This is a genomic window from Mesorhizobium yinganensis (assembly GCF_040081985.1).
In the GTDB taxonomy this organism is placed as follows: domain Bacteria; phylum Pseudomonadota; class Alphaproteobacteria; order Rhizobiales; family Rhizobiaceae; genus Kumtagia; species Kumtagia yinganensis.
Genome location: NZ_JBEBMH010000008.1, coordinates 31,171 through 53,983, shown reverse-complemented (window position 1 = coordinate 53,983; position 22,813 = coordinate 31,171). Strand labels below are relative to the sequence as shown.

22 protein-coding genes are annotated in these 22,813 nt (G+C 62.0%); 10 read left to right on the top strand and 12 right to left on the bottom strand.

The window, feature by feature from the left end:
• Positions 1–23 precede the first annotated feature (23 nt).
• From ABMA59_RS16445 to pssA, 4 genes are all read left to right on the top strand, one after another.
• Positions 24–368, top strand: a complete 345-nt coding sequence (locus ABMA59_RS16445; RefSeq protein ID WP_349006461.1) for an ArsR/SmtB family transcription factor — start codon at positions 24–26, stop codon at positions 366–368.
• Between the two features lie 65 nt (positions 369–433).
• Entirely contained in the window at positions 434–2,320 is a 1,887-nt protein-coding gene (locus tag ABMA59_RS16440; protein WP_349006460.1) for an ABCB family ABC transporter ATP-binding protein/permease, read from the top strand.
• Between the two features lie 114 nt (positions 2,321–2,434).
• Positions 2,435–3,133 carry a phosphatidylserine decarboxylase gene (locus tag ABMA59_RS16435; RefSeq protein WP_349006459.1) on the top strand — a complete coding sequence of 233 codons (699 nt, stop codon included), beginning with the start codon at positions 2,435–2,437 and terminating at the stop codon, positions 3,131–3,133.
• A gap of 3 nt (positions 3,134–3,136) precedes the next feature.
• Positions 3,137–3,961 carry a CDP-diacylglycerol--serine O-phosphatidyltransferase gene (pssA, locus tag ABMA59_RS16430; protein ID WP_349006458.1) on the top strand — a complete coding sequence of 275 codons (825 nt, stop codon included), beginning with the start codon at positions 3,137–3,139 and terminating at the stop codon, positions 3,959–3,961.
• 6 nt (positions 3,962–3,967) lie between these two features.
• Here the strand turns inward: pssA and ABMA59_RS16425 are convergent, their stop codons facing one another.
• From ABMA59_RS16425 to ABMA59_RS16415, 3 genes are all read right to left on the bottom strand, one after another.
• Positions 3,968–6,196: an AMP-binding protein gene (locus tag ABMA59_RS16425; protein WP_349006457.1), complete on the bottom strand. Its 2,229-nt coding sequence runs from the start codon at positions 6,194–6,196 to the stop codon at positions 3,968–3,970.
• A gap of 272 nt (positions 6,197–6,468) precedes the next feature.
• Positions 6,469–7,356 carry a DMT family transporter gene (locus ABMA59_RS16420; protein WP_349006456.1) on the bottom strand — a complete coding sequence of 296 codons (888 nt, stop codon included), beginning with the start codon at positions 7,354–7,356 and terminating at the stop codon, positions 6,469–6,471.
• Positions 7,357–7,467: 111 nt separating this feature from the next.
• Complete coding sequence (locus tag ABMA59_RS16415; protein WP_349006455.1) at positions 7,468–8,220, bottom strand: SDR family NAD(P)-dependent oxidoreductase; 753 nt, start codon at positions 8,218–8,220, stop codon at positions 7,468–7,470.
• Between the two features lie 182 nt (positions 8,221–8,402).
• Between ABMA59_RS16415 and ABMA59_RS16410 the strand changes: the two genes are divergently transcribed.
• Complete coding sequence (locus ABMA59_RS16410) at positions 8,403–8,816, top strand: DoxX family protein (protein ID WP_349006454.1); 414 nt, start codon at positions 8,403–8,405, stop codon at positions 8,814–8,816.
• A gap of 127 nt (positions 8,817–8,943) precedes the next feature.
• On the top strand, positions 8,944–9,258 hold the full coding sequence (locus ABMA59_RS16405) for a hypothetical protein (protein ID WP_349006453.1): 315 nt from the start codon (positions 8,944–8,946) through the stop codon (positions 9,256–9,258).
• Between the two features lie 55 nt (positions 9,259–9,313).
• Here ABMA59_RS16405 and purF read toward each other — a convergent pair whose 3' ends face one another.
• The 6 genes from purF to ABMA59_RS16375 all read right to left on the bottom strand — a co-directional run bounded on the left by purF (position 9,314) and on the right by ABMA59_RS16375 (position 15,389).
• Positions 9,314–10,783: an amidophosphoribosyltransferase gene (purF, locus tag ABMA59_RS16400; protein WP_349006452.1), complete on the bottom strand. Its 1,470-nt coding sequence runs from the start codon at positions 10,781–10,783 to the stop codon at positions 9,314–9,316.
• A 229-nt stretch (positions 10,784–11,012) separates the two neighbouring features.
• Positions 11,013–11,660, bottom strand: a complete 648-nt coding sequence (locus ABMA59_RS16395; RefSeq protein WP_349006451.1) for a CvpA family protein — start codon at positions 11,658–11,660, stop codon at positions 11,013–11,015.
• A gap of 41 nt (positions 11,661–11,701) precedes the next feature.
• Complete coding sequence (gene radA / locus ABMA59_RS16390; protein WP_349006450.1) at positions 11,702–13,099, bottom strand: DNA repair protein RadA; 1,398 nt, start codon at positions 13,097–13,099, stop codon at positions 11,702–11,704.
• 3 nt (positions 13,100–13,102) lie between these two features.
• Positions 13,103–13,426: a hypothetical protein gene (locus tag ABMA59_RS16385; RefSeq protein WP_349006449.1), complete on the bottom strand. Its 324-nt coding sequence runs from the start codon at positions 13,424–13,426 to the stop codon at positions 13,103–13,105.
• A 119-nt stretch (positions 13,427–13,545) separates the two neighbouring features.
• Positions 13,546–13,803: a type II toxin-antitoxin system Phd/YefM family antitoxin gene (locus ABMA59_RS16380; protein ID WP_349006448.1), complete on the bottom strand. Its 258-nt coding sequence runs from the start codon at positions 13,801–13,803 to the stop codon at positions 13,546–13,548.
• A 95-nt stretch (positions 13,804–13,898) separates the two neighbouring features.
• Positions 13,899–15,389 (bottom strand): replicative DNA helicase, encoded by a 1,491-nt coding sequence (locus ABMA59_RS16375; RefSeq protein ID WP_349006447.1) that lies wholly within the window; start codon positions 15,387–15,389, stop codon positions 13,899–13,901.
• Between the two features lie 158 nt (positions 15,390–15,547).
• Between ABMA59_RS16375 and ABMA59_RS16370 the strand changes: the two genes are divergently transcribed.
• Entirely contained in the window at positions 15,548–16,828 is a 1,281-nt protein-coding gene (locus ABMA59_RS16370) for a tetratricopeptide repeat protein (RefSeq protein ID WP_349006446.1), read from the top strand.
• A gap of 91 nt (positions 16,829–16,919) precedes the next feature.
• Here ABMA59_RS16370 and ABMA59_RS16365 read toward each other — a convergent pair whose 3' ends face one another.
• The gene (locus tag ABMA59_RS16365; RefSeq protein ID WP_349006445.1) at positions 16,920–17,150 is read right to left on the bottom strand and encodes a YjiS-like domain-containing protein; all 231 of its coding nucleotides are present in this window, start codon (positions 17,148–17,150) and stop codon (positions 16,920–16,922) included.
• Positions 17,151–17,257: 107 nt separating this feature from the next.
• On the opposite strand from ABMA59_RS16365, the gene gcvA reads away from it, so the two are divergent.
• A complete protein-coding gene (gcvA, locus tag ABMA59_RS16360; RefSeq protein WP_349006444.1) occupies positions 17,258–18,184 on the top strand; it encodes a transcriptional regulator GcvA in 927 nt (308 codons plus the stop codon).
• Between the two features lie 58 nt (positions 18,185–18,242).
• Entirely contained in the window at positions 18,243–18,953 is a 711-nt protein-coding gene (locus ABMA59_RS16355) for an HAD family hydrolase (RefSeq protein WP_349006443.1), read from the top strand.
• A gap of 220 nt (positions 18,954–19,173) precedes the next feature.
• Here ABMA59_RS16355 and ABMA59_RS16350 read toward each other — a convergent pair whose 3' ends face one another.
• Complete coding sequence (locus tag ABMA59_RS16350; RefSeq protein WP_349006442.1) at positions 19,174–20,262, bottom strand: helix-turn-helix transcriptional regulator; 1,089 nt, start codon at positions 20,260–20,262, stop codon at positions 19,174–19,176.
• A 326-nt stretch (positions 20,263–20,588) separates the two neighbouring features.
• On the opposite strand from ABMA59_RS16350, the gene ABMA59_RS16345 reads away from it, so the two are divergent.
• Positions 20,589–22,379, top strand: coding sequence for a calcium-binding protein (locus tag ABMA59_RS16345; protein WP_349006441.1), 1,791 nt, complete (start codon positions 20,589–20,591; stop codon positions 22,377–22,379).
• A 126-nt stretch (positions 22,380–22,505) separates the two neighbouring features.
• Here ABMA59_RS16345 and ABMA59_RS16340 read toward each other — a convergent pair whose 3' ends face one another.
• Positions 22,506–22,745, bottom strand: a complete 240-nt coding sequence (locus ABMA59_RS16340) for a small ribosomal subunit Rsm22 family protein (RefSeq protein ID WP_349006440.1) — start codon at positions 22,743–22,745, stop codon at positions 22,506–22,508.
• Positions 22,746–22,813: the final 68 nt, after the last annotated feature.

Here is a 22,813-nt window from a genome sequence, read left to right as displayed (position 1 = left end):
GATGAAAATGTCCGATCTCCCTAATGCAATCTGATACTGCGTCCGCCGAGCGGCTTGCCGTGCGGCTTGGTGCGCTCTCCCATCCGGCTCGGCTGGAGATTCTGAAACACCTGGCGGACGCCGACCGCTGCTGTTGCAAGGATGTCGTCGGGCGCCTCGATCTCGCCCAGTCCACCGTTTCGCAGCATCTGAAGGTGCTCGTCGAGGCCGGACTGGTGCGGGTGCGGCAGGAGCGCCAGCGCTCCATATATGAACTCGACCATGAGGCCCTGTCGGACACGGCCAAACGTATCACGGCGCTCGCCGCCTCCTGCTGCCCATCGCGGCGGGCCGGCTGCACCGAATCGCGTGTCATGAGTCTGGGATAGGTACCAACGATCCGCGCCGGCCGCCCCTTGCGGCGGAAACGGCTGCGGAAACAGGGAAGAAAAAATTGGCCGACAAGACAGTCTCGGCGGAGTCCGGCTCGACGCTCAGGACGCTGCTCAACCTCAAACCCTACATGTGGCCGGCCGAGCGCGGCGATCTGCGCATGCGCGTCGTCTGGGCGACGGTTTATCTCGTCGTCTCCAAGCTGGTCCTTATCGCCGTCCCGTATTTTTTCAAATGGTCGACCGACGCGCTGGTCGGGGACCACGCGCGCACGCCGCCGCTTCCGGACTGGCTGCTGGTGCCGGCGGCCCTGGTGATCGCCTACAATCTCGTGCGCCTGATCCAGGTCGGCCTCAACCAGTTGCGTGACGCGCTGTTCGCCAGCGTCGGCCAGTATGCAGTTCGCAAGCTCGCCTACAAGACCTTCGTTCACATGCACGACCTATCGCTGCGCTTCCATCTGGAACGCCGCACCGGCGGTCTTTCGCGCATCATCGAGCGCGGCGTAAAGGGCATCGAGACCATCGTCCGCTTCACCATTCTGAACACGCTGCCGACTATCCTCGAATTCGCGCTGACGGCAGTCATCTTCGCCGTCGCCTATGGCTGGATCTACGTCGCTGTCGTGGCGGTCACGGTGGCGCTCTATACCTGGTTCACGGTGTGGGCCAGCGACTGGCGTATCGCCATCCGCCGCGAGATGAACGACAGCGACACCGACGCCAACACCAAGGCAATCGACTCGCTGCTCAACTACGAGACGGTGAAATATTTCAACAACGAGCGCATGGAGGCGAACCGATTCGATCATTCCATGGCCCGCTACGAGGCGGCGGCAACCAAAACCTGGACCTCGCTCGGCTGGCTGAATTTCGGCCAGGGCGTCATTTTTGGCGCGGGGATGCTGATTATCATGCTTTTGTCGGCGCGCGAGGTGCAGGCGGGCACGCAGACCATCGGCGACTTCGTCTTTCTCAACGCCATGCTGATGCAACTTTCGGTGCCACTCAATTTCATCGGCTTCATCTACCGTGAGATCAGGCAGGGCCTGACCGACATCGAGCAGATGTTCGACCTGCTGGATGTCCCCGCCGAGATCGTCGACAAGCCCGACGCTAAGCCGCTTGCCGTGGGTCCGGGCCGCGTCGAATTCCGCGACGTGCATTTTTCCTACGATCCCAAGCGCGAGATTTTGAAGGGCATCAGCTTCGATGTGCCTGCCGGCAAGACCGTCGCCATCGTCGGCCCCTCCGGCGCGGGAAAATCCACCATTTCGCGTCTGCTCTTCCGATTCTACGACATCCAGTCTGGGCAGATATCGATCGACGGTCAGGACATTCGCGACCTCACCCAGGAAAGCCTGCGCGGTGCCATCGGAATGGTTCCGCAGGACACGGTGCTGTTCAACGACACCATCGCCTACAACATCCGCTATGGACGTTTCGATGCATCGGAAGAGGACATCCGCAAGGCTGCAGACCTCGCCCAGATCGGCCCCTTCATCGCGCACCAGCCGGAAGGCTACAAAACCATGGTCGGAGAGCGCGGCCTGAAGCTGTCCGGCGGCGAGAAGCAGCGCGTGGCGATCGCCCGCACGATCCTAAAGGCCCCGCCGATCCTGATGCTGGACGAAGCCACCTCGGCATTGGATTCGCATACGGAGCTGGAAATCCAGGCCGCGCTCGACATGGTGTCGCGCGGTCGCACCACCATCGTCATCGCCCACCGCCTGTCGACGGTGATTTCCGCCGACGAGATCATCGTCTTGAAAGACGGCCGGATCGCCGAGCGCGGTCATCACATCGACCTGCTTGCCAAGGACGGCCTCTACGCCTCGATGTGGGCGCGCCAGCGCGAGGCGACCGAGGCGGAGGAACGCCTGCGCATCGCTCGGCAGGAGGACGACCTCGGCGTCATCGTGCGCCGCCGCACGCCGGAGGTGGGGTGAGGGAGAGTTACCCAGTGTGCCGCAGCTATGACAGTGCTTATGGCCGCAGTCGCGTTGCCACCCGCGTCCCCATCCCCTAAATAGGCGGCACCGTTAGCAAACTGTCGGATGCCAATGTCCCTCGTCGAAACAATCAAGAACGCCTTCGTGCCGATCAACCGCGAAGGCTGGCCGTTCATCGGCGGCTTTGCCGTGGTGACGCTGGTACTGGGCATCTTCTCGACCACTCTTTTCTGGCTCGGCCTGATCCTGACTGCCTGGTGCGCCTACTTTTTTCGCGATCCGCAGCGTGTCACGCCGGCCGACGACCGTCTGGTCGTAAGTCCCGCCGATGGCATTGTCTCCGCGGTGGGTCCTGCCGTTCCGCCGCGCGAACTCGGTCTCGGCGGCGCCGAGATGACCCGGATCTCCGTGTTCATGAACGTCTTCTCCTGCCATGTGAATCGCGCGCCCGTCCGCGGCCGCATCACCAAGATCGAGCACCGCCCGGGAAAATTTCTGAACGCCGAACTGGACAAGGCCAGCAGCGAGAACGAACGCAACGGCCTCGTCATCGACAGCCCGAACGGAACGGTCGCCGCCGTGCAGATCGCCGGCCTGGTGGCGCGGCGCATCGTCTGCTGGGCCGAACAGGGCGGAAACATCGGCATTGGGGAGCGCTTCGGCCTGATCCGCTTCGGTTCGCGTGTCGACGTCTTCCTGCCGCCGGAGGCGACGCCGCGTGTCGCCGTGGGCCAGACGGCCGTGGGCGGCGAGACCGTCATTGCCGAGTTCGGCGGCAACCCCGCCGCGCCGCTGGTCAGGGTGTCGTAGACGGTGCCCGGTCCGTTCCAGCGTTTCGAGCCGCACGGTCATGGTGGCCCGCGCATCCGCGAAATCCCGCTCAGGCTGGTGCTGCCCAACCTGATCACGGTGCTGGCGATCTGCGCCGGCCTGTCGGGAATCAGGCTGGCCTTCGAGAATCGCTTCGAGACGGCGGTGGTGATGGTGCTGATCGCCGCCTTCCTCGACGGCATAGACGGCCGTATCGCCCGTATGCTCAAGGCGACCTCCAAATTCGGCGCGCAGATGGATTCGCTGGCCGACATCGTCAATTTCGGGGTCGCTCCGGCGCTCGTGCTGTATGCTTACCTGCTCGATCGTGCCGGCTCTCCGGGCTGGATCGCGGCGCTGTTGTTTGCCATTGCCTGCGGGCTGAGGCTGGCACGATTCAACGTGCTGGACGAGGACAAGACCCGTCCGGCCTGGCAGGGCGAATATTTTGTCGGCGTGCCGGCGCCGGCGGGAGCGGTCATCGTCCTGCTGCCGGTCTATTTGATCTTCGTCGGTGCATTCGAGCCGAGCCGCATGGCGGCTTTCATCGGCTCGGGCTTCACCATTCTGGTAGCATTCTTGCTGGTCAGCCGCCTGCCGGTGTGGTCCGGCAAGCGTCTCCGCGTGCCCGGCGATACGGTGATGCCGATGATTCTCGGTGTCGTCTTCGTCGCTCTGCTGCTTTTCACCTATACCTGGGAAACGCTGTCGGTCGGCGTCGTCGCCTACCTCCTGTTCCTGCCGTTCAGCATCCGGGCCTATTCGCGCCGGGCGGTTGTCGAAGCGGCGAAGGAACCGGCCACGCCGCCCGCTGAAACTGCCGTCTGATTGCTCTCAGGCGGCGGCCGCGAGACCCAGCCGGTCGATCGCCAGCCGCCGGGTCGACGGATAGTCGATCTTACCGGTCCCCAGGATCGGGATTTCATCGGCCTTGACGATGTCTTGGGGCACCGCCAGTTCGGCGAGGCCGGCCTCCTTGCCGGCGCGGCGAAGCGCGGCGGCGTCCGCCTCCGCCGCGGTGGTGACCAGCACGATGCGCTCGCCACGCCTTTTGTCCGGCACCGCGACGACCGCGTGCCGATGCTCCGGCCACAGCGACTGCACCAACATTTCCACCGCGCCGAGCGACACCATTTCGCCGGCGATCTTGGCGAAACGCTTGGCGCGCCCGCGTATGGTGATGAAGCCTTCGCGGTCGAAGGAGACGATGTCGCCGGTGTCGTGCCAGCCTTCGGGCAATTCCCGCAGAACGCCCGGCTTGTCGGCCGACATGTACCCCATCATGACGTTCGGCCCTCTGATCCAGAGGCGGCCGCCGTCGGTTATGCCTTCGACCGGCTCGAGCCGCACGCGCACGCCGGGCAGCAGGCGCCCGACCGAAGCCTCGCGATTATGCGTTCCCGTACTCACGGCGACCACAGGTGCTGCCTCGGTCAGCCCGAACCCTTCGAGCAACCGGGTGCCGAAGCGTTCCTTCCACACGCGCCGCGTTTCGGCCCGCAACGGCTCGGCGCCGGCCACCGCGAAGCGCAGGCTGACGAAATCGTCGTCATCCGCCGCCTTGGCATAAGCGGACAGGAAGGTGTCGGTGCTGAACAGGATGGTCGGACGGCGTTTCGCCGCGACCTGCGGGATTTGCTTGTAGTGCAACGGCGACGGGTAGAGCAGGGTGCGCACGCCGGTGAGCAGGGGGAGGATCAGCCCGCCGAGCAGGCCGAAGGAATGGAATACGGGCAGCACGTTCATCAGGAAGTCGCGTGGCCCGATGGCCAGCCGTGCCTCGACCTGCATTGCATTGGAGATAAGGTTCTGGTGCGACAGCACCACCGCCTTCGGCGCGCCTTCGGAGCCGGAGGTGAACATGATCAGGGCCGGCGCGGCGGGGTCCTGGCTGCTGACCGGGCTCTGCCAGCATGATGCAGCCACCAGCCGGTCGAAGCCGGTGATGCCGTCGCGGATGTCTTCCGCCCAGACCAGCCGCGCCCCGCCGGCCTTCGCGGCCTCGACGATGTCCTCCAGTCCGGCCTTCTCGATGAAGGCGCGCGACGAGATGATGGTACGGATCAAGGCGGTGCGCACCGCCGAGGTTACGTTCGCCGGCCCCGCCGTATAGTTGATCATCGCGGCGGTGCGGCCAGCCGACATCAGACCCAATAGTGAAATGGCGATGCTGTTGGAATTTGGCAGAAGCAGCCCAACTGCCTCGCCGGGTGCGGTCATGCGGGCAAAGCGGCCGGCGAAGATGCGCGCCGCCATCAGCAATTGCCGGTAGGTGAGCGTGCCGCTGACCGCGTCCTCGACGATCTGCCGGTCGACGCCGAAGCGTCTGGCGGCCGAGCGAACCGCCTGGAAAAGGGTGCGGCGCGAGAAGGCGGTGACGCTACGCGCTTCTGCCATGCGGTCGAAGAGCGCGTTGGAACCGGTGGTGGTCGCCGCGCCGGCGCGCGCCGTCATCTCATTGATGGTCAGCGGTTCGAGCGTGCCGATGCGTAATTTCGGCAGCAGACGCCGCGGCGCCTGGTCGTCGTCGACCAGCGAGAAGGGAAGATGACGCGATCCGTCGATAATCACCGGCACGATGCGCGCGTCTCCCTGCAGCGCGATCCGCGAGACGGCGCGATAGAGGCGGAAGTCGCGCGTGTCCGGCTCGACGTTCTCCGGCAGATAGACCGCGATCCGGCCCTTGCGTTTCAGGACGCGCACCAGCCTGCGGCTGACGAAGACGTGCTCGGCATTGAAGGCGATCGTCCTTGCCAGTTCACGCCAGGGCTCCAGCCAGATCGCCTTCGCCGAGTCCTCATCGAGGATATGCAGCGTGTCGTCCGGCAACAGCGACAGCATCAGCGCTGGATCGAGCCGTGACTGGTGAGTAACCACATAGATGACAGGCGTCTCTGCCTCGCGGGCAAGCCGGATACGCCGATCGTCGATGCGGTAGAAGAGCTTTAGCGGCAGGTAGAGAAGCGCCTGACGCAAAGAAACGCCGAGGCGAACCATAATCGACAAGCTCGCCGCGATGTAAGCGGCGGCGATCACGCCAACAACAACGCCAGTCAGGATCATGCCGCGCCTCCCAACCCGCCATAGAGCCGTCACCCTTCACAGGGTACCGCGCCGGAAGGGTAGTCGATCCGTCATCAGCGTCAATGCGCGAGCGGGCCAAAAGGCTGCGCCAACCCAAAAGAAAAGCCAGCCGCGAGGCTGGCTTTAAGGGATGACGGGCGGGGGGTGGGCATAAGGGGGATTGCCCGTCTGCCCCCAAACGTTGATTGGGAAGGTTTGTTCCATCGGCGATAGATATTTTTTCGGATATTTTTGACGGCGCCCCATTCCATTCAGGCACGCTTGCGAAAATGTTCGCCGCCAATCACGATCAGGCCTGCGAAAACGATGATGGCGGCACCGACGAACACCTCCGGACGCGGCACATCGTTCCAGATCAGGTAGCCGAAAACGAACGCCCAGACCAGCGACGTGTATTCGAATGGGGCGATGACGGAAGCCGCCGCCCGCTTCATGCCATCGAACAGGGCAAGTTGCGCAGCGCCGCCTAGCACGCCGACCGTAAGCAGCAGCACGAACTGGTAGAGGGACGGCGTCTGCCAGACGAAGACCATCGGCACACCGGCTGCGACCAGGAAGAACAAATTGTTAAGGACAAGCTGGACGATCGTCCGTTCCTGCTGCGCGATCTTGCGCAGAAGCACGATCGCCAGCGCCCAGAGGAAGGCAGCCGCCAGCACCAGCAGGATCGGCATTGTGATGCCGAGCTTTGCCGGATCGCAGGCGATGAAGACGCCTATGAAGCCCAGCAACACCGAACCCCAGCGCAGCAGCGGCACCTGCTCGCCCAGGATGAGGACGGAGAGTGTCGTGACGATCACCGGCGCGGCGAAATAAATGGTCGTCATCTCGGCGAGCTGCAGATATTTCGCGGCCGTGTAGTAGCAGAGCCAAGCCGACAAGGTGAGCACGCTGCGCAGCAGCATCGGCTTGACGATGGGTGAACGGATGGCGTCGCGAAACAGCGGGGTGCCCCCGCTGGCCAGGCAGCCGGCCAGCACGACGACGCTGCGGAAAAACATCACCTGCCAGACCGATATGCCGGCCACCAGGAGCTTGATCGCCGCGTCCTGCGCGGAAAACAGAGCATAGGCGACGCTGGTCAGCAGGATGCCGAGCAGCACACGGTCTGCAGGATCGACGATTGTTGCATTCGCCATGGAGGCACCGGAGCGACACCGCGATTGCGGGTCGAGACGGCATCAGCCTATAAGGGTGGTCGCGTTCATTGCGCTGCACCAGACCGCGGGTAGGATTGGCGCAGACGGAAGCTATACGGGCTCGGGGTTCTTGTAGCGTAGCAATCTGTCGAATTTCGACTGGTAGATCAGACCGGTGCCGGCAAAACCGGGACCGGTCAGGGGCAGGATCTTTTTCGCCACATCTGATGGATGGGGCAGGCTCATCGGGTCTTCGCCTGGCACGGCTTGCGCGCGCATGGCGGTGCGGGTGGCGCCGGGATCGAAGCAATTGACCCTGAGCGGCATGTTTTCCGTCTCATGCGCCCAGGAGCGTGCCAGCGCCTCGACCGCCGCCTTCGATGCGGCGTAGGGCGCCCAGAAGGCGCGCGCGCTGTGTGCAAGGCTGGACGTCAGGATCACCGCGCGGCCGGCATCCGAGGCGCGCAGCAACGGGTCCACCGAGCGGATCAGCCGCCACGTCGCGGTGACGTTGACCGTCATCACCTTCTCGAAGGTCTTTGCCTCGACATGACCGATCGGCGAGATGACGCCGAGGATGGCCGCATTGGCGACCAGGATGTCGAGCTTGCCCCAGCGCTCATGGATGGCCGCTCCCAGGCGATCAATGCCCGGCATGTCGGTGATGTCCAACGGGACCAGCGTCGCCTGGCCGCCCGCCGCCTTGATCTCGTCGTCGAGCTCCTCGAGCCCGCCGACCGAACGGGCGACCGCAATCACATGCGCGCCGGCCGCCGCCAGATGTTTCGCGGTGAAATAGCCGATGCCGCGCGAGGCGCCGGTGACGAGGGCGATACGGCCGGAGAGGTCGAGGGCAGGGGACATGCAGGCATCCGGTTCGAGCGGGACAGGCGGCACCAGATAGGACGAATCTGTGGCAGGCGAAACCCCGAACCTTGAAGCCGTCCTCCCGTGTTCAGGTCGAGACGCGAATTTGCAAGAGGCATGTCGGAAAGCGGTGCCATCCTGCGTCCTTGGCTCGTCAGCATCATCGAAGGATCGAACGCATGGGCAGGACAGTAGCAATTCTGGTGGCAAGGTTGATTTTCGCCGGGGTCTTCGCGATGGCGGCCGCGTTCAAGTTTGCCGGCATGGAAGGCACCGCAGGCTACATCGCCGCCGCCGGCTTTCCGTTCCCGCTGCTTCTCGCCTGGCTGGCTGCCATCTTCGAAGTGGCGCTCGTGCTGGCCTTTCTGACCGGGGCGTTCTTCTCGGAAGCCGCGCTACTGGCCGGCGTCTATGTGATTTTCCTCGCCTTCGCCTTCCACGGCCCGTCGCATTGGCAAGGCAACCAGGCGGAATTCGGCTTCTTCGTCGACCATTTTACCTTCTTGGCCGGCCTGCTCTACGCGGCGGTTCACGGGCCGGGCGAGCGCTTGACGGTCCCGCGCCTCGGCGTCTGGCAGCCTTGGGCCACCTGACCAAGGCTTCAACGCGGAACCCGACTCTGGCCTCACGATTCGGTGATCCGGTAACGCCAGACTAACCCGAGCGAACCTCTCGTTGGGCCCTGCCTGCCGCAGCGCCGACCAACCGGAGGACAATTCCATGATCAGAACCACATCGCTTGCGCTCCTGCTCATCACTTCGAGCGCGCTGCCCGGCCTTGCGCAGGACGCCATGAAGACCGATGCCATGGGCATGATGAAGATGATGCAGGGAGGCGAGGTTGTGACCATCATGCCGGACGGCCACATGGGCACGATGATGATGTCGGACCAGAAAATGATGGATCAGGCCATGAAAATGGCGAAGCCGCTGGATCATTGCGTCATGATCATGACTGGCGCTGACGGCAAGGCCTATATGGTCGACACCTCTTCCGCGGAAGCGGCCAAGGAATGCGAAAAGATGGCCATGTAAGTCGGCCTGCGCATCGTACGGCGCCGGCAGCGAACGTCGGCGCCGATTTGATCGATTATTGCCCGCCCGTCGCCAGCAGCGACAAGGTCCGCACATTGTCGTGGCCTTCGAAGTCGAGGAGGCGCGTCGGATACTGGTTGGAGAAACAGGCGTCGCAGAATTGCGGCTGGTCGTTGTCGCGGCCGGGTTCACCGACCGCCCGGTAGAGCCCGTCCAGCGACAGGAAGCCGAGTGAATCGACGCGGATGAAACTCGCCATCTCCTCCACCGACATGCGCGAGGCCAGCAGCTTCGCTTTCTCCGGCGTGTCCACGCCATAGAAGCAGGAGGCGCGCGTCGGCGGGGAGGCGATGCGCATATGCACTTCCCTGGCACCGGCGTCGCGCACCATCTGCACGATCTTCTGGCTGGTGGTGCCGCGCACGATCGAATCGTCGACCAGCACCACGCGCTTGCCTTCGATCATCTTGCGGTTGGCGTTGTGCTTCAGTTTCACGCCCATATGGCGGATCGAATCGCCCGGCGAGATGAAGGTGCGGCCGACATAATGGTTGCGGATGATGCCGAGCTCGAACGGGATGCCGGCTTCCTGGCTGAAGCCGATCGCGGCCGGCGTGCCGGAATCCGGCACCGGTACGACGATATCGGCCTCGACCGGATTCTCGCGCGCCAGTTCGGCGCCGATGCGTTTCCGCACGTCGTAGACGTTACGGCCTTCCACGGAAGAATCCGGGCGGGCGAAATAGACATATTCGAACACGCAGAATCGCGATTTCTGCGGCTCGAACGGAAAAATGCTCTCGATGCCTTTCGAGGTGACGACCACCATCTCGCCGGGTTTCAGGTCGCGCACGAAACGCGCGCCGATGATGTCCAGCGCGCAGGTCTCGGAAGCGAGGATCCAGGCGCCGTCGAGGTCGCCCAGCACAAGCGGCCGGATGCCGAGCGGATCGCGGCAGCCGATCATCTTCTTGGCGGTCAGCGCCACTAGTGAAAAGGCGCCTTCGAGCTGGCGGATTGCGTCGATGAAGCGCGAATTGGTGTCGCGCTCCTTGCTGGTGGCGACGAGATGCAGGATCGTCTCAGTGTCGGAGGTGGACGAGAAGATCGAACCCTGCTTCTGCAGCACCCGCTGCACGGTCATCGCATTGGTGATGTTGCCGTTATGGGCGATGGCCAGCCCGCCCTCGGCGAGTTCGGCGAAGAAGGGCTGCACGTTGCGCAGGCCAGAACCGCCGGTGGTGGCGTAACGAGTATGCCCGATGGCGCGGGTTCCGGGCAGGCGGTCGATGACGGACTGCTTGGTGAAGGTGTCGCCGATCAGGCCGACATGGCGCTCGACATGGAATTGCGTGCCGTCGAAAGAGACGATGCCCGCCGCTTCCTGGCCGCGATGCTGGAGCGCGTGCAGGCCGAGCGTGACGATCGCCGCCGCATCCTGCCTGCCGAGGATACCGAACACGCCGCACTCATCGTGAAAATGATCATCGGCCTCGGCGGCGAGGGAACTGGATGCGTCTGCCATCGGGGGAACGCCACCTTGCTGTCGGAAAACCGTCATATAGGGCAACGTCCCCGGTAATGCCACTGGCATTTTATCGCAGCGCACAAAGGGAAAGCTTAACAAGAAGCTGGAGGCCTTGCCGTCGCAAGGGCCAGTCAGCGGCACAGCGATATCCTGCCAGCCGATCGAGATGGGAATACGGGCCGCTGATACGGAAAGGGCCGCATGAACGCGGCCCCGCTCCGTCACGTCAATTGTTTGCCGGCGGCGTCTCCGCCGGCGGCTGCCCGGCGGGCGCCGTATCGGCCGGGGGCGCCTCCGGTGCCGGTTCGGCCGGCGGTGCGTCAGCGGCGGGCGCGTCCGGCTGCTGCGCGTCAGGCTCCGCCTCGCCTGGGACGATCTTCTTGAGGATCGAACCCTCCGGATTCTCCGGCAACATGCTTTCAAGCCATTTGCCGATGCTTTCCAGCATCGGCCGCGACTTGGCGTTGGCGACCGATGGCGGCTGCTGGCTGCCGACCAGCCAGTTGAACAGAAGCAGCGCCACGGCGACGACCAGAACGCCACGCGCCGCGCCGTAGAGGAAACCCAGCGTCCGGTCGAGCGCCCCAATGCGCGAATCGATGATCAGGTCGGCGATCTTCATGGTGATCAGAGAGACGATGATCAGCGCCACGACGAACACGATGCCGGCGGCGGCAGCCATGGCGATCTGGTCGTTGTCGATATAGGGCTGAACGTAGGGCAGCACCGGCTTGTAGAAGAAATACGCCGCCGCGGCTGCCGCGGCCCAGGAGACGATCGACAGCACCTCGCGCGAAAAGCCGCGGACCATGGCGAGCATCGCGGAAACCAGCGTAAAGCCGACGAGGATTCCGTCAAGCAGCGTTATCGGCATTCAATCCCCACTTCATGGCCCGTCGCGCCGCCCGCTTCCGATCAGTCGTCCGCGTCGCGCCTGAGCGAACCGGCAATCCGGACCACAAGGTCCGTCAACGTCGCCGGCTGGAACGAGGCAGCACCCGTGCCGTTGCCCAGTTCCTCGCTGCCGCGCGGCAGGACCGCCTGTCCAAAGCCCAGCTTTTCCGCTTCCTTCAGACGCTGCTGCGCATGCGCAACCGGCCTGATCGCACCCGAAAGGCTGATTTCGCCGAAATAGACGCAATCGGCGGGAAGGGCAAGGCCGGTAAGGGACGAGACGAGGGCCGCCGCAACCGCCAGATCGGCGGCCGGCTCCGAAATCCGGTAGCCCCCGGCTACATTCAGATAGACGTCATGCGTGCCGAAGCGCACGCCGCAATGCGCCTCAAGAACGGCCAGCACCATGGCCAGCCGCGCCCCGTCCCAGCCGACCACGGCGCGGCGCGGCGTGCCGAGCGAGGTAGGAGCGACCAGCGCCTGGATTTCGACCAGCACGGGCCGCGTACCCTCGATCCCGGCAAATACAGCCGCTCCGGGCGCCGCCGCGTGCCGTTCGCCGAGGAAGAGTTCGGAGGGGTTGGACACCTCGCGCAGCCCCTTGTCGGACATTTCGAAGACGCCGATCTCGTCGGTCGGGCCGAATCGGTTCTTCACCGTGCGCAGGATGCGATAGTGGTGCCCGCCTTCGCCTTCGAAGTAGAGCACGGCGTCCACCATGTGCTCGACGACGCGCGGGCCTGCGATCTGGCCCTCCTTGGTGACATGGCCGACCAGCACGATCGCCGCCCCAGTCGACTTGGCGTAGCGGATCAGCGTCTGCGCCGCCGCGCGCACTTGGGTGACGGTGCCCGGTGCCGATTCGGCGGCGTCGGTCCACAGCGTCTGGATCGAATCGAGGATCACCAGGTCCGGCCGCTTGCCGTCGGCGATCGTTGCCAATATGTCCTCGACATTGGTCTCGGCGGCGAGTTCGACCGATGAATTTGCCACGCCGAGGCGCTGGGCGCGCAGCCTGATCTGCGCCACAGCCTCTTCGCCCGAGACATAGACGATTCGGTGCCCCTGCCGGGCGAGCGCCGCCGCCGCCTGGGTGAGCAGCGTCGACTTGCCGATGCCCGGATCGCCGCCGACCAGCAGCGCCGATCCACGGACAAAACCGCCTCCGGTGGCTCGGTCGAGTTCGGAAATGCCGCTCGCGATGCGCGGCGCGTCCTCGATCTCGCCGGAAAGCGAGGTCAGCACCACGGCGCGGCCCTTGCGCGTCGAGCGCATCGACGCCGGCCCGCTGCCGATGCCGCCGGCGGTACCTTCCTCGACCAGCGTGTTCCACTCGCCGCAGGCTTCGCACTTGCCCGCCCAGCGCGACGTGACGTTGCCGCAAGCCTGGCAGATGAACTGGACGCGGGATTTGGCCATTGTTTATTGCGTCCTGGAGACCAGACGGATGCGTTTCTCGCGAAGTGCCTTGACGAATGCAGCGCGCAGATCGCGGAAGAAATTCGCGGGCAGTTCCCCGTAGGCGACGCTCGATGCGTCGCCCGGTCTTGAGAAACGCAGGTCAAAACCGGGCCAGACGAATTGGTTGGCTTCGGAAAGAACAACCCAGGAGCGCTCGTCGTCCAGACCCAGACGGCGTTTGGTGTCCGATGGGATCTCGATCGTGGATGTGCCATCGGCGGGTGGAGCATGCGATATCGGCAACACGACGACGGACGTCGCACCTTCGTGGGTCTCCAGGGCCACGATTATGGCGCAAGGCCTGTCCTTGCGACCCTCCTCCCGGCCGACGTCATATTCGTTGGCCCATAGATAGCTGTAACGAATGACCAATCCTGGGATCGGCTTCGGAAGGGTCGCCAAAATCAGCCTTTGTATTCATGATTGAAGGCTTCGGCTTCCGGCGACGGCTCGCTGGCCTCTATTGCAGCGATCATCTCTTCGGTGAAATCCTCGAGCCGAAGCACCTGCCGATCCCGCCGCTTGAGCCTACGATACTCCTCGACCGAAACAGTTACCGTGCGTTCCCGCCCGTTCCGCGTGACGAAAACCGGCTGCGTCATGGCCATATCCTGATAGCGGCCGATGTTGCGCTGGAATTCCGCCGAGCTGACCTTGATCATATCCGCGTCCTTTCATGCATCTTATGCGTCTTACATATATTGCATGATTTTCATATATTGCATGATTTGCGGAAAATTCCCATCGATCGTGCGGATCACTCGTACCGCTCCGGCAAATGAGAATCCTCCGCAAGGTCGAAAAAGCGCGTGAACTCGCCCTGAAAGCCCAGCCCAACGGTTCCGGTGGGTCCGTGGCGCTGCTTGGCCACGATCACCTCGGCCTTGCCGCGCGCCTCGTTCATTGCGCCTTCCCATTTGATGTATTCGTCGGTGCCGGGCTTCGGTTCCTTGTTCTTGAGGTAATATTCCTCGCGGTAGACGAAGATAACCACGTCGGCGTCCTGCTCGATCGAGCCGGATTCGCGCAGGTCCGAGAGCTGCGGCCGCTTGTCCTCGCGGCTTTCCACCTGGCGAGACAACTGCGACAGCGCGATGATCGGCACGGCGAGTTCCTTGGCAAGCGCTTTCAGTCCGGTGGTGATCTCGGTGATCTCCTGCACGCGGTTCTCGCTGGCGCGTTTCGACGATCCGGTCATCAACTGGATGTAGTCGATGACGATCACGTCCAGCCCGCGCTGACGTTTCAGCCGCCGCGCCCTCGCCGCGAGCTGGGCGATGGAAATGCCGCCGGTCGAATCGATGAACAGCGGAATTTTCTGCAGCATCTGCGTGCAACTGACCAGTTTTTCGAAATCGGCCTCGGTCAGGTCGCCGCGGCGAATCTTGGAGGAGGGCACCTCCGCCTGCTCGGAAATGATACGGGTGGCGAGCTGTTCGGACGACATTTCCAGGGAGAAGAAGCCGACCACGCCGCCATTCTTTGCCTTGAACGAGCCGTCGGCCTGCTGCGCCGGCTCGTAGGCGTGGGCGACGTTGAAGGCGATGTTGGTGACCAGCGAGGTCTTGCCCATGCCTGGGCGTCCGGCCAGCACGATGAGGTCGGACGGTTGCAGGCCGCCCATCCGATTGTCCAGGTCGCGCATTCCCGTTGCGATACCGGACAGGTGGCCGTCGCGCATGTAGGCGGCACTGGCCATGTCGATCGCCGTCTTGATGGCGTCGGAAAAACTCTCGAAGCCGCCATCGTAGCGGCCGGTCTCGGCCAGCTCGAACAGCCGCCGCTCGGCATCCTCGATCTGCTCCTGCGGCGACATGTCGACCGGCGCGTCATAGGCGATGTTGACCATGTCCTCGCCGACGGTGATCAACGCCCGGCGCGTGGCGAGGTCGTATATGGCACGGCCGTAGTCAGAGGCGTTGATGATCGTCACTGCCTCCGCCGCCAGCCTCGCCAGATAGTGCATGACGGTCATGTCGCCGACCTTTTCGTCGGCCGGCAGGAACGTCTTCATGGTCACCGGATTGGCCATCTTGCCCATCCGGATCAGTTCGCCGGCTACTTCGAAGATCTTGCGGTGCAGCGGCTCGTTAAAATGCGCGGATTTCAGAAAATCCGAGACGCGGTAGAATGCGTCGTTGTTGACGAGGATCGCCCCGAGCAGCGCCTGCTCCGCCTCGATGTTGTTCGGCGCCTCGCGATAGAGCGGCGCTTCCGCCGTTGCGAATTTGCGTGCTGCCTCTGCCATATCGTCCTGCCTCAAATCCCGCTTGGCTTCCGGTTACCAGAACGCGTTTAGTCAATGTGAACTATCGGGCTTCGATGCACCGGATTCACAGTCCAAAATTTTCAGTGGAAAGTTAGCCGTTGACCCGAATCGGAAACTCAGTTTAGCGGAAATGAATTTTGGAACAAAAAGAAAACATATTACCGTCCCATGCCTGCGGGCTGATCAGCTTTGCATTGAAGCTGCGGGCCTTCATCGCTAGGTTGCGTCCTCGACAAGCGGGGATTGAGAGTATGGATGTAGCGCGCCGGCCACCAACTGCCTTCAAAAGCGACACCTTTGAAGTCGTGAGTCACCCTGCGTCGTCGAAGCTGATTGTCTTTTTTTCCGCCGCGGGCACCCGGGCGGGAGCATTCGACTTCTGGAAGAACGGTAACAAACTCGACTGCCACCGGCTGTTCATAAACAATGGCCCCAGAGACGAATATTATCAGGCAGGGGTGCCTGGGTTGGGATCGTCCATCGAGGAAACCGCAGCCACGATCCGCAAGTGGGCGGAATTTCTCGGAGCATCCGAAATCTACACATGCGGGAGTTCCATGGGGGCGTATGGAGCAACCCTCTACGGTACGTTGTTGGGCGCCCGTGTCCTTGCTTATGCACCATCAACCATTCTGAGACTGCCGCACAGCCGCAGCAAAAAACTGATGCATCCCGCGACCAAGGTGATCCATCCCGACCTGTCCAATCATATCGCGAGATCGCCGGCACCGACTTTTTTCTTTTACGGCGAAATGGAGCCGGGAGACATATACTGTGCGAGTAAAATTCCGGACGTGCCCCACGTCAAAATTACAACGCTTCGGCATGTCGAGCACGCTGTGGCAGTATACTTGCTGGAGATCGGGATTATGCTAACGCACTTGAATGAGTTTATTTCAAATAAGCCCTTCTCTAAGCTATCTGCGAGTGGGTGCCTGCTGCAACACAAAGAGTTTCCTGAGCTTTTTCTTCGAAGTTTTTATGAAGTGAAAGAAGAAAATTGGAATTCAGCGGCAACAATCGGTAGGAACGCTCTATCAGTTTTTCATCAATCTGATTATTGTCAATACCTTGTAGGCTGGTCTCTGGTAAAGGCCGGAAAAGCCGGCGAGGCGCTGCCGCATTTGTCTGCCGCCGTGGCCTTGAAGCCGAAACACATGCTCTTTCGGCATGCGCTGGCGAGTTGTTTCGGAACGCTTGGGCTTTTGACAGAGGCGGTTGATCTGCACCGCCAGAGCATTGAGATCGCACCAAACGTTGCTAGGACGCATTTCAACCTTGGTATCGCCCTTGAGCGGATCGGAGACAGGGAACGGTCTAAGGCATCCTTCTTAAAAGCTGCCGAGTTGTCTCCGACCGAACCCCAGTTCGCCCGGAAAAAGGCAGATCTCCTCCGGCACCAGCCTACCTCCTCGTAGGTGCCGGGGCCCCTGTCGGGATGATCGACGAGCGCCCGGATGGCAGTCCGCTGCCCACACGGTGTTTTAACCCGATCTCTCGCTCAAATTCCTAGCGCCCAAGCGCCCGCAGGCTGATCCGGCTCATTTCCATGTCGATCCGCGCGGCGATGTCGCGGCGCTCCAGCCCTACGTCTTGCAGGTCGTGGTCGGACAGCTTGGCCAGTTCGTCGATCGCCTGATGCCGCGAGATCGCCGCGTGCAAGGATTCCAGCAGGCGCAGCGCCAGCGACGACAGCCGGGTATCCCGGCGTCGGTTGGCAGCGATGGTGAAGGCGGACATCTCAAAAACCTTTCAGAGGCTATTATCTAGCCTCAAAATACGCCGTTGAAACGAAAACGAAAAACGAGCAATATTTGTTCGATCTATAAATTTCCTTTGAAGATGCCATGACGCTGCACATCCCCGGAACCCGTGCGCTGAAGGTGTTCGACGCGGCCAGCCGCCACCTGAATTTTTCGCGCGCGGCCGAGGAGCTAGGACTGACGCCGGCTGCGGTCAGCCACCAGATCAAGGAGACCGAGGATCAACTCGGCATGGCGCTGTTCGTCCGCAGCAGTCGCAGCATCCGCCTGACCGAGGCGGGCGCGGTTTTTCACGAGGCGGCGGTCGAGGCGCTTGAAGGGCTCGCCAAGGCCGTTGCCCGGGCGAAAAAGCTGTCGCGCGGCTTGACGCACCTCAAGCTTACCATGGACGGGACGTTTGCTTCCAAATGGATGGTGCCGCGGCTCGACCGGTTCCGGGCAAGATGGCCGGACATGGACTTGCGCTTCGACATCTCCTACGATCTGCGCGATTTCGATCACGACGATGTGGACGTCGCGATCCGCTTCGGCATGGGAAAATATCCGGGCGTCACCACGCATAGGCTTTTCGACAATGTGATCTTTCCGGTCTGCAGCCCGCGCCTGCTGAAATCCGGCCCGCCCCTGAAAGTGCCGCGCGACTTGCTGCGCCACACGCTGGTCCATATCGAATGGTCGCGCCAGGGCGTCACCTGGCCGAATTGGCGAATGTGGATGGCGGCCGCCGGCGTCGAGGATTTCGACGACAGCCGCTGCGTGCTGTTCGCCTCCTCGTCCTATGTCATCCAGGCGGCGATCGAGGGCAGCGTGGTGGCGCTCTGCGATTTCTCCATGGTCGCCAACGACTTGTCCGAAGGACGACTGGTGCGGCCCTTCGACCTAGGCATCAAGGTCAGGCCGGAATTCGCCTATCATCTGGCCTACCCGACCGCCGCGGCCGACGATCCGCGCATCGCCGCGTTCCGCGACTGGATTCTGGAAGAGGCGCGGCAGGCGTCGCTGGAAAGCTGAACCCGGTTGTCTTGCCGCCGGCGGCACGATAGGCCATCCCCGGCACAGGGATGATCAGATGGCCGCGCTGACGACGATCGGCTTCGACGCCGATGACACGCTCTGGCAGAACGAGCAGTTCTTCCGGCTGACAGAGGAGCGGTTTCAGGCGTTGCTGGCCGACCACGCCGAGCCCAAGGACCTTCTCGCCCGGCTGCTGGAAGCGGAAAGGCGCAACCTCGCGCATTACGGTTTCGGCATAAAGGGTTTTACGCTGTCGATGATCGAGACCGCGCTTGAGGTGACCGAGGGCAGGGTGCCCGCCGCCGTGATCGGCCAGATCCTCGAGGCCGGCCGCGAGATGCTATCGCATCCGGTCGAGACCTTGCCGCACGCCGCCGAGACGCTCGAGCGGCTGGCGGGCCTCTACCGCATCGTGTTGATCACCAAGGGTGACCTGTTCGACCAGGAACGAAAACTGGCGCAGTCCGGGCTGGGCGATTTTTTCGACGCGGTCGAAATCGTCAGCGACAAGTCGGCGTCGACCTATGAGCGCATCTTCGCCCGCCACGGCGACGGCGCGGACCATGCGATGATGGTCGGCAATTCGCTGAAATCCGACGTGGTCCCTGCCATCCTCGCCGGTAGCTGGGGCGTCTTCGTCCCGCATCCGCTGACCTGGGTGTTCGAGCATGTCGAGCCCCCGGTCGGTGCGCCGCGCTTTCGCGAGCTTTCTCATCTTGGGGAATTGCCGGAATTACTTGAGAGGATCGACAACAGTTCGGTTTGAATGCCCGACTGCATTTCTCAGTTTACGTTAAAAACAAAGAGCCGACCAGCCTCAAACCACACTTCTTCGCCTCAACCACCGTGTACAATTTGCTAAGCAACTCAAGGGCCTGATGATGGAAATTCGCAGCCTAAGCACAAAGGGATCGATCCGTGAATATTCAAAATAAACTCGCACTAAAGATTTTCGGTGTCGTGCGCTTAGTGCGCAATGTTCGCTGTCAGCTTCCAACTATTCGCAGCAAGTCTAGCTGGCTGGCGACGCCCATCTTAGCATAGAGGCTCTTAATCTGTGTTCTGATCGTTTCTCGCGAGAGCATGGCGGTCTCTGCGATCTCGCTCGCCCTCTTGCCATCTGCCAAACTCGCCAACGCCCGCGTCTCCGCAGCGGTGAGGCCATAGGTAAGAGCTAAGTGCTTGATATTCGTCGGGCGCCGTCGACCGCTCGCAATAGGCTCCAGCAGCAGCAGCACTGTCGGCCCCTCGAAATAGGCAGAGAAACGGTCCTTGTTCACGCGTATGAGTGTGAGTTTGACCGAACCGACGATCGCGCTTGCTACTCCCGAGCCGTCATACGTCCGGTTGAGCATCGCTTGAAGCAGCCTGTCCGTCTCCGGACAACAGATCTTCGCCCTACCAAGGCGGGTTAGCCTCACGCAACTACCCTGTTCGATAAGGCTTTGAACGGAGCCGGATGTGAACTTAACGACTGCGTATTCTCCGACAACGATCATGCCAATGTCGATCGCGTCCAACAGCGGGGCTCCGATCTCGCTTATTTGCTTGCTGGTGTGGTCTCTACTGAAGTGCTTGAATGCCCGGCGCAAGTGAGGGGCGAGTATCGTCAGGCGATCGGCGGCTATTCTGTTTTCGTCTGGATCGGCCCGGCTGGTCAACGTAGATAGCAGGAACGAGCGTCCGCGCTCGCGGACTATGGTTACGCCGACGGCTGAATGTACTCCCATCCGACGGTAGAAATCGCTGTAGAATTCAGTCTTCCGGAAATCAGCGGCTGGCAGCATCTGTTCAGCGACCACGCCGAGTCCGATCTGTCTGATCGCCGCCTTGGCCATCCAGGGATTGATGCGGCAATAGTAATTCGCGTAGTCGGACAGCGTCGTCTCATCAAAGCCGTAGCTCAGTTCCCACGCGCCTTTTCTCTCGGATGCATCGTGGTAGAACAGTGTCGTCCGCCCACCAGGCAGGGCCTTGCTTAACTCCGCCAAGAAGTCGGCCCACGTGGCCTCGCCGAGGACCGCAGCATATACCATATCGATCAGACAATCGTCGACGCGGTTCGTGTGGTTCATGTCTCAAACCACACCCGCTTTCCAGACAAAGACAGAACTCCAGCCCCCAACAGTAACATTGTGCCCGCAACACTCTGAGTTCGCTGCAGCGGAATGTCCGCGCACCCGACCGCGAGAACATAAAACAGCCTGAGCGGATTGGAAAGTGCGTTGGGTTGCGGCGAAAGCAAGGAGCGTCCGCTGCCAAATCATCCGGTCGTTGAATTCACCCCCCAGGGTGAAGCGCTCAATTCCTGTACCTGCAAAATTGAGGACGCCTACGGGCTTGCGATACACGATGAGTCACTTTTTCATAGCTCGTCACAGAATATTTAGGAGAAGCTGCAATGGCCGTTGTTACTGGTGGTACGACAAATAGGCTGAGTTTCTTCAGTAGTCAGTATGTCGACGCCTTTAATGTTGGGGCACTATGGTACTACGAATCTACATCCTTGACGTCAACGTCCGCAAAATATTACGATGATAATGATTTTTATATGCGCTTTCAGGGGGACGGCTTTAATTACGTCACGAATAACTCGAATAGAGTCTTGTCGGGCGGCACAATCACCTCGTTCGAGTATGTAGAGCGGGGCGACACAGCGTTGAAGATCACAGGGCTGGCGGTCTCTGCCGCCGCCGCCGCCAATTTCGCGGTTGCGCAAAACAGCCTGGGTTTTCTCGGCCTGTTGCTCGGCGGCGACGACAGTATCATAGGCACGCCCTTTGGAGACCTCGTCTTTGGGTTCGCGGGAAACGACAGGATCTCCGGCGGAGCGGGAGCCGACAATCTGGACGGCTACGAGGGCAACGACACGATCAATGGCGGTACCGGCGATGACTGGCTTCAGGGCCAAGAGGGTAGCGACACGCTTGTCGGCGCCGATGGCAACGATACGCTCTACGGCGTCTATGACAATGATAATCTCAACGGCGGAGCTGGCAAAGATTTTCTCGACGGCGGCTGGGGCAACGATACACTAATCGGCGGGGCGGGCGCCGACAAACTCATCGGCGACACCGGCACCGATATCGCATCCTATGTGGTTGCGAGTTCGGCGGTGAGGGTGAGCCTCATCAGTCCCGCAACCAATACTGGTGACGCCGCAGGCGACACATTCTCCTCCATTGAAAATCTGACCGGCTCCAACTTCGCCGACACACTCACCGGCAACGTGCTCAACAACAGGATCAGCGGCGGCGCTGGCAACGATACGATCACGGGCGGCGACGGCAACGATACGCTGATCGGCGGCGCGGGCGCCGACAAACTCATCGGAGGCAACGGCAGCGATGTCGCATCCTATGTGGTTGCGAGTTCGGCGGTGAAGGTGAGCCTCATCAGTCCCGCGACCAATACCGGCGACGCCGCAGGCGACACATTCTCCTCCATTGAAAATCTGACCGGCTCCAACTTCGCCGACACACTCACCGGCAACGCGCTCAACAACAGGATCAGCGGCGGCGCTGGCAACGATACGATCACGGGCGGCGACGGCAACGATACGCTGATCGGCGGCGTGGGCGCCGACAAACTCATCGGCGGCACCGGCAACGATGTCGCATCCTATGCGGGAGCCGGCGCGGCGGTGAAGGTGAGCCTCACCAGTCCCACGATAAACACAGGTGATGCCGCAGGCGACACATTCTCCTCCATCGAATATCTGTCCGGCTCGAGCTTCGCCGATACACTTTCGGGAAGCGCGGTCAACAACCGGATCGACGGTGGCGCGGGCAACGATATCCTCTACGGAGGTTCCGGCAATGACACCCTCAATGGAGGCTCCGGCAGGGACACGCTCACCGGCGGCGCCGGCAAGGATGTTTTCCTCTTCACCGACCCGTTAGTCTGGAACGGTAATATTGTCACGATCGCCGATTTCGCGGCCACCGATGACACGATCCAACTGGCCAAATCGGCACTCAGCGAATTCGAAAATTTGGCCACCGGCCCACTACGCCCTACCGACTTCACGGCAAACACGACCGGGATTAATAGTGATTATGACGACCGCATCGTCTATGAAACCGACACGGGCAAATTATTCTACTACAACTTCGCCGACAACGTCTTAATTCAGTTTGCGGTACTAACCGGCCGGCCCACCATTTCCTATGCGGATTTCGTAGTGATTTAATATCGGGCGCAGCCGACGACGGCCAGTGCGAAAGCCATCGTTTATGGTTGGGGAACAACAACTCGCTCGTTAGCCGCACTGCCGAAAAATCGACCGAGTTGCCTTAAACGGCGCGGCCCTTGGCACTCAACTCTTCCCGGTGAAATCCTGCTGCACCGGATCTCCCCAGTCCAGCCGCCGGGCGATGCGAAAATGCTCGCCGTCGCGCTTGCTGAGCCGGCGCTCGGCGGCACTGCCGTCCGCCTCGCAGAGTTTTGGTGTCACCAAGCCCTTGCCGCCTCGCGGCGGTGCGATGACCCGCGCCCGTGGCGGCCGGACGGCCTGCCGCGCCGCGGCGACGAAAAAATGTATTTTTCGTCTTTCCATGGCACGTGGCCGCTCTTGGCCAGTCGGTGCAGCCGCTAACGGGCGACGCGGCATGAACGCGGGTCTCT

What these genes read in the sequence shown, in the direction of transcription:
- ABMA59_RS16445 (WP_349006461.1), top strand. Translation starts at nt 24, where the DNA reads ATGCAATCTGATACTGCGTCCGCCGAGCGGCTTGCCGTGCGGCTTGGT.
- ABMA59_RS16435 (WP_349006459.1), top strand. Translation starts at nt 2,435, where the DNA reads ATGTCCCTCGTCGAAACAATCAAGAACGCCTTCGTGCCGATCAACCGC.
- ABMA59_RS16425 (WP_349006457.1), bottom strand. Translation starts at nt 6,196, where the DNA reads ATGATCCTGACTGGCGTTGTTGTTGGCGTGATCGCCGCCGCTTACATC.
- ABMA59_RS16420 (WP_349006456.1), bottom strand. Translation starts at nt 7,356, where the DNA reads ATGGCGAATGCAACAATCGTCGATCCTGCAGACCGTGTGCTGCTCGGC.
- ABMA59_RS16415 (WP_349006455.1), bottom strand. Translation starts at nt 8,220, where the DNA reads ATGTCCCCTGCCCTCGACCTCTCCGGCCGTATCGCCCTCGTCACCGGC.
- ABMA59_RS16410 (WP_349006454.1), top strand. Translation starts at nt 8,403, where the DNA reads ATGGGCAGGACAGTAGCAATTCTGGTGGCAAGGTTGATTTTCGCCGGG.
- ABMA59_RS16405 (WP_349006453.1), top strand. Translation starts at nt 8,944, where the DNA reads ATGATCAGAACCACATCGCTTGCGCTCCTGCTCATCACTTCGAGCGCG.
- purF (WP_349006452.1), bottom strand. Translation starts at nt 10,783, where the DNA reads ATGGCAGACGCATCCAGTTCCCTCGCCGCCGAGGCCGATGATCATTTT.
- ABMA59_RS16395 (WP_349006451.1), bottom strand. Translation starts at nt 11,660, where the DNA reads ATGCCGATAACGCTGCTTGACGGAATCCTCGTCGGCTTTACGCTGGTT.
- radA (WP_349006450.1), bottom strand. Translation starts at nt 13,099, where the DNA reads ATGGCCAAATCCCGCGTCCAGTTCATCTGCCAGGCTTGCGGCAACGTC.
- ABMA59_RS16380 (WP_349006448.1), bottom strand. Translation starts at nt 13,803, where the DNA reads ATGATCAAGGTCAGCTCGGCGGAATTCCAGCGCAACATCGGCCGCTAT.
- ABMA59_RS16375 (WP_349006447.1), bottom strand. Translation starts at nt 15,389, where the DNA reads ATGGCAGAGGCAGCACGCAAATTCGCAACGGCGGAAGCGCCGCTCTAT.
- ABMA59_RS16365 (WP_349006445.1), bottom strand. Translation starts at nt 17,150, where the DNA reads ATGTCCGCCTTCACCATCGCTGCCAACCGACGCCGGGATACCCGGCTG.
- gcvA (WP_349006444.1), top strand. Translation starts at nt 17,258, where the DNA reads ATGACGCTGCACATCCCCGGAACCCGTGCGCTGAAGGTGTTCGACGCG.
- ABMA59_RS16355 (WP_349006443.1), top strand. Translation starts at nt 18,243, where the DNA reads ATGGCCGCGCTGACGACGATCGGCTTCGACGCCGATGACACGCTCTGG.
- ABMA59_RS16350 (WP_349006442.1), bottom strand. Translation starts at nt 20,262, where the DNA reads ATGAACCACACGAACCGCGTCGACGATTGTCTGATCGATATGGTATAT.
- ABMA59_RS16345 (WP_349006441.1), top strand. Translation starts at nt 20,589, where the DNA reads ATGGCCGTTGTTACTGGTGGTACGACAAATAGGCTGAGTTTCTTCAGT.
- ABMA59_RS16340 (WP_349006440.1), bottom strand. Translation starts at nt 22,745, where the DNA reads ATGGAAAGACGAAAAATACATTTTTTCGTCGCCGCGGCGCGGCAGGCC.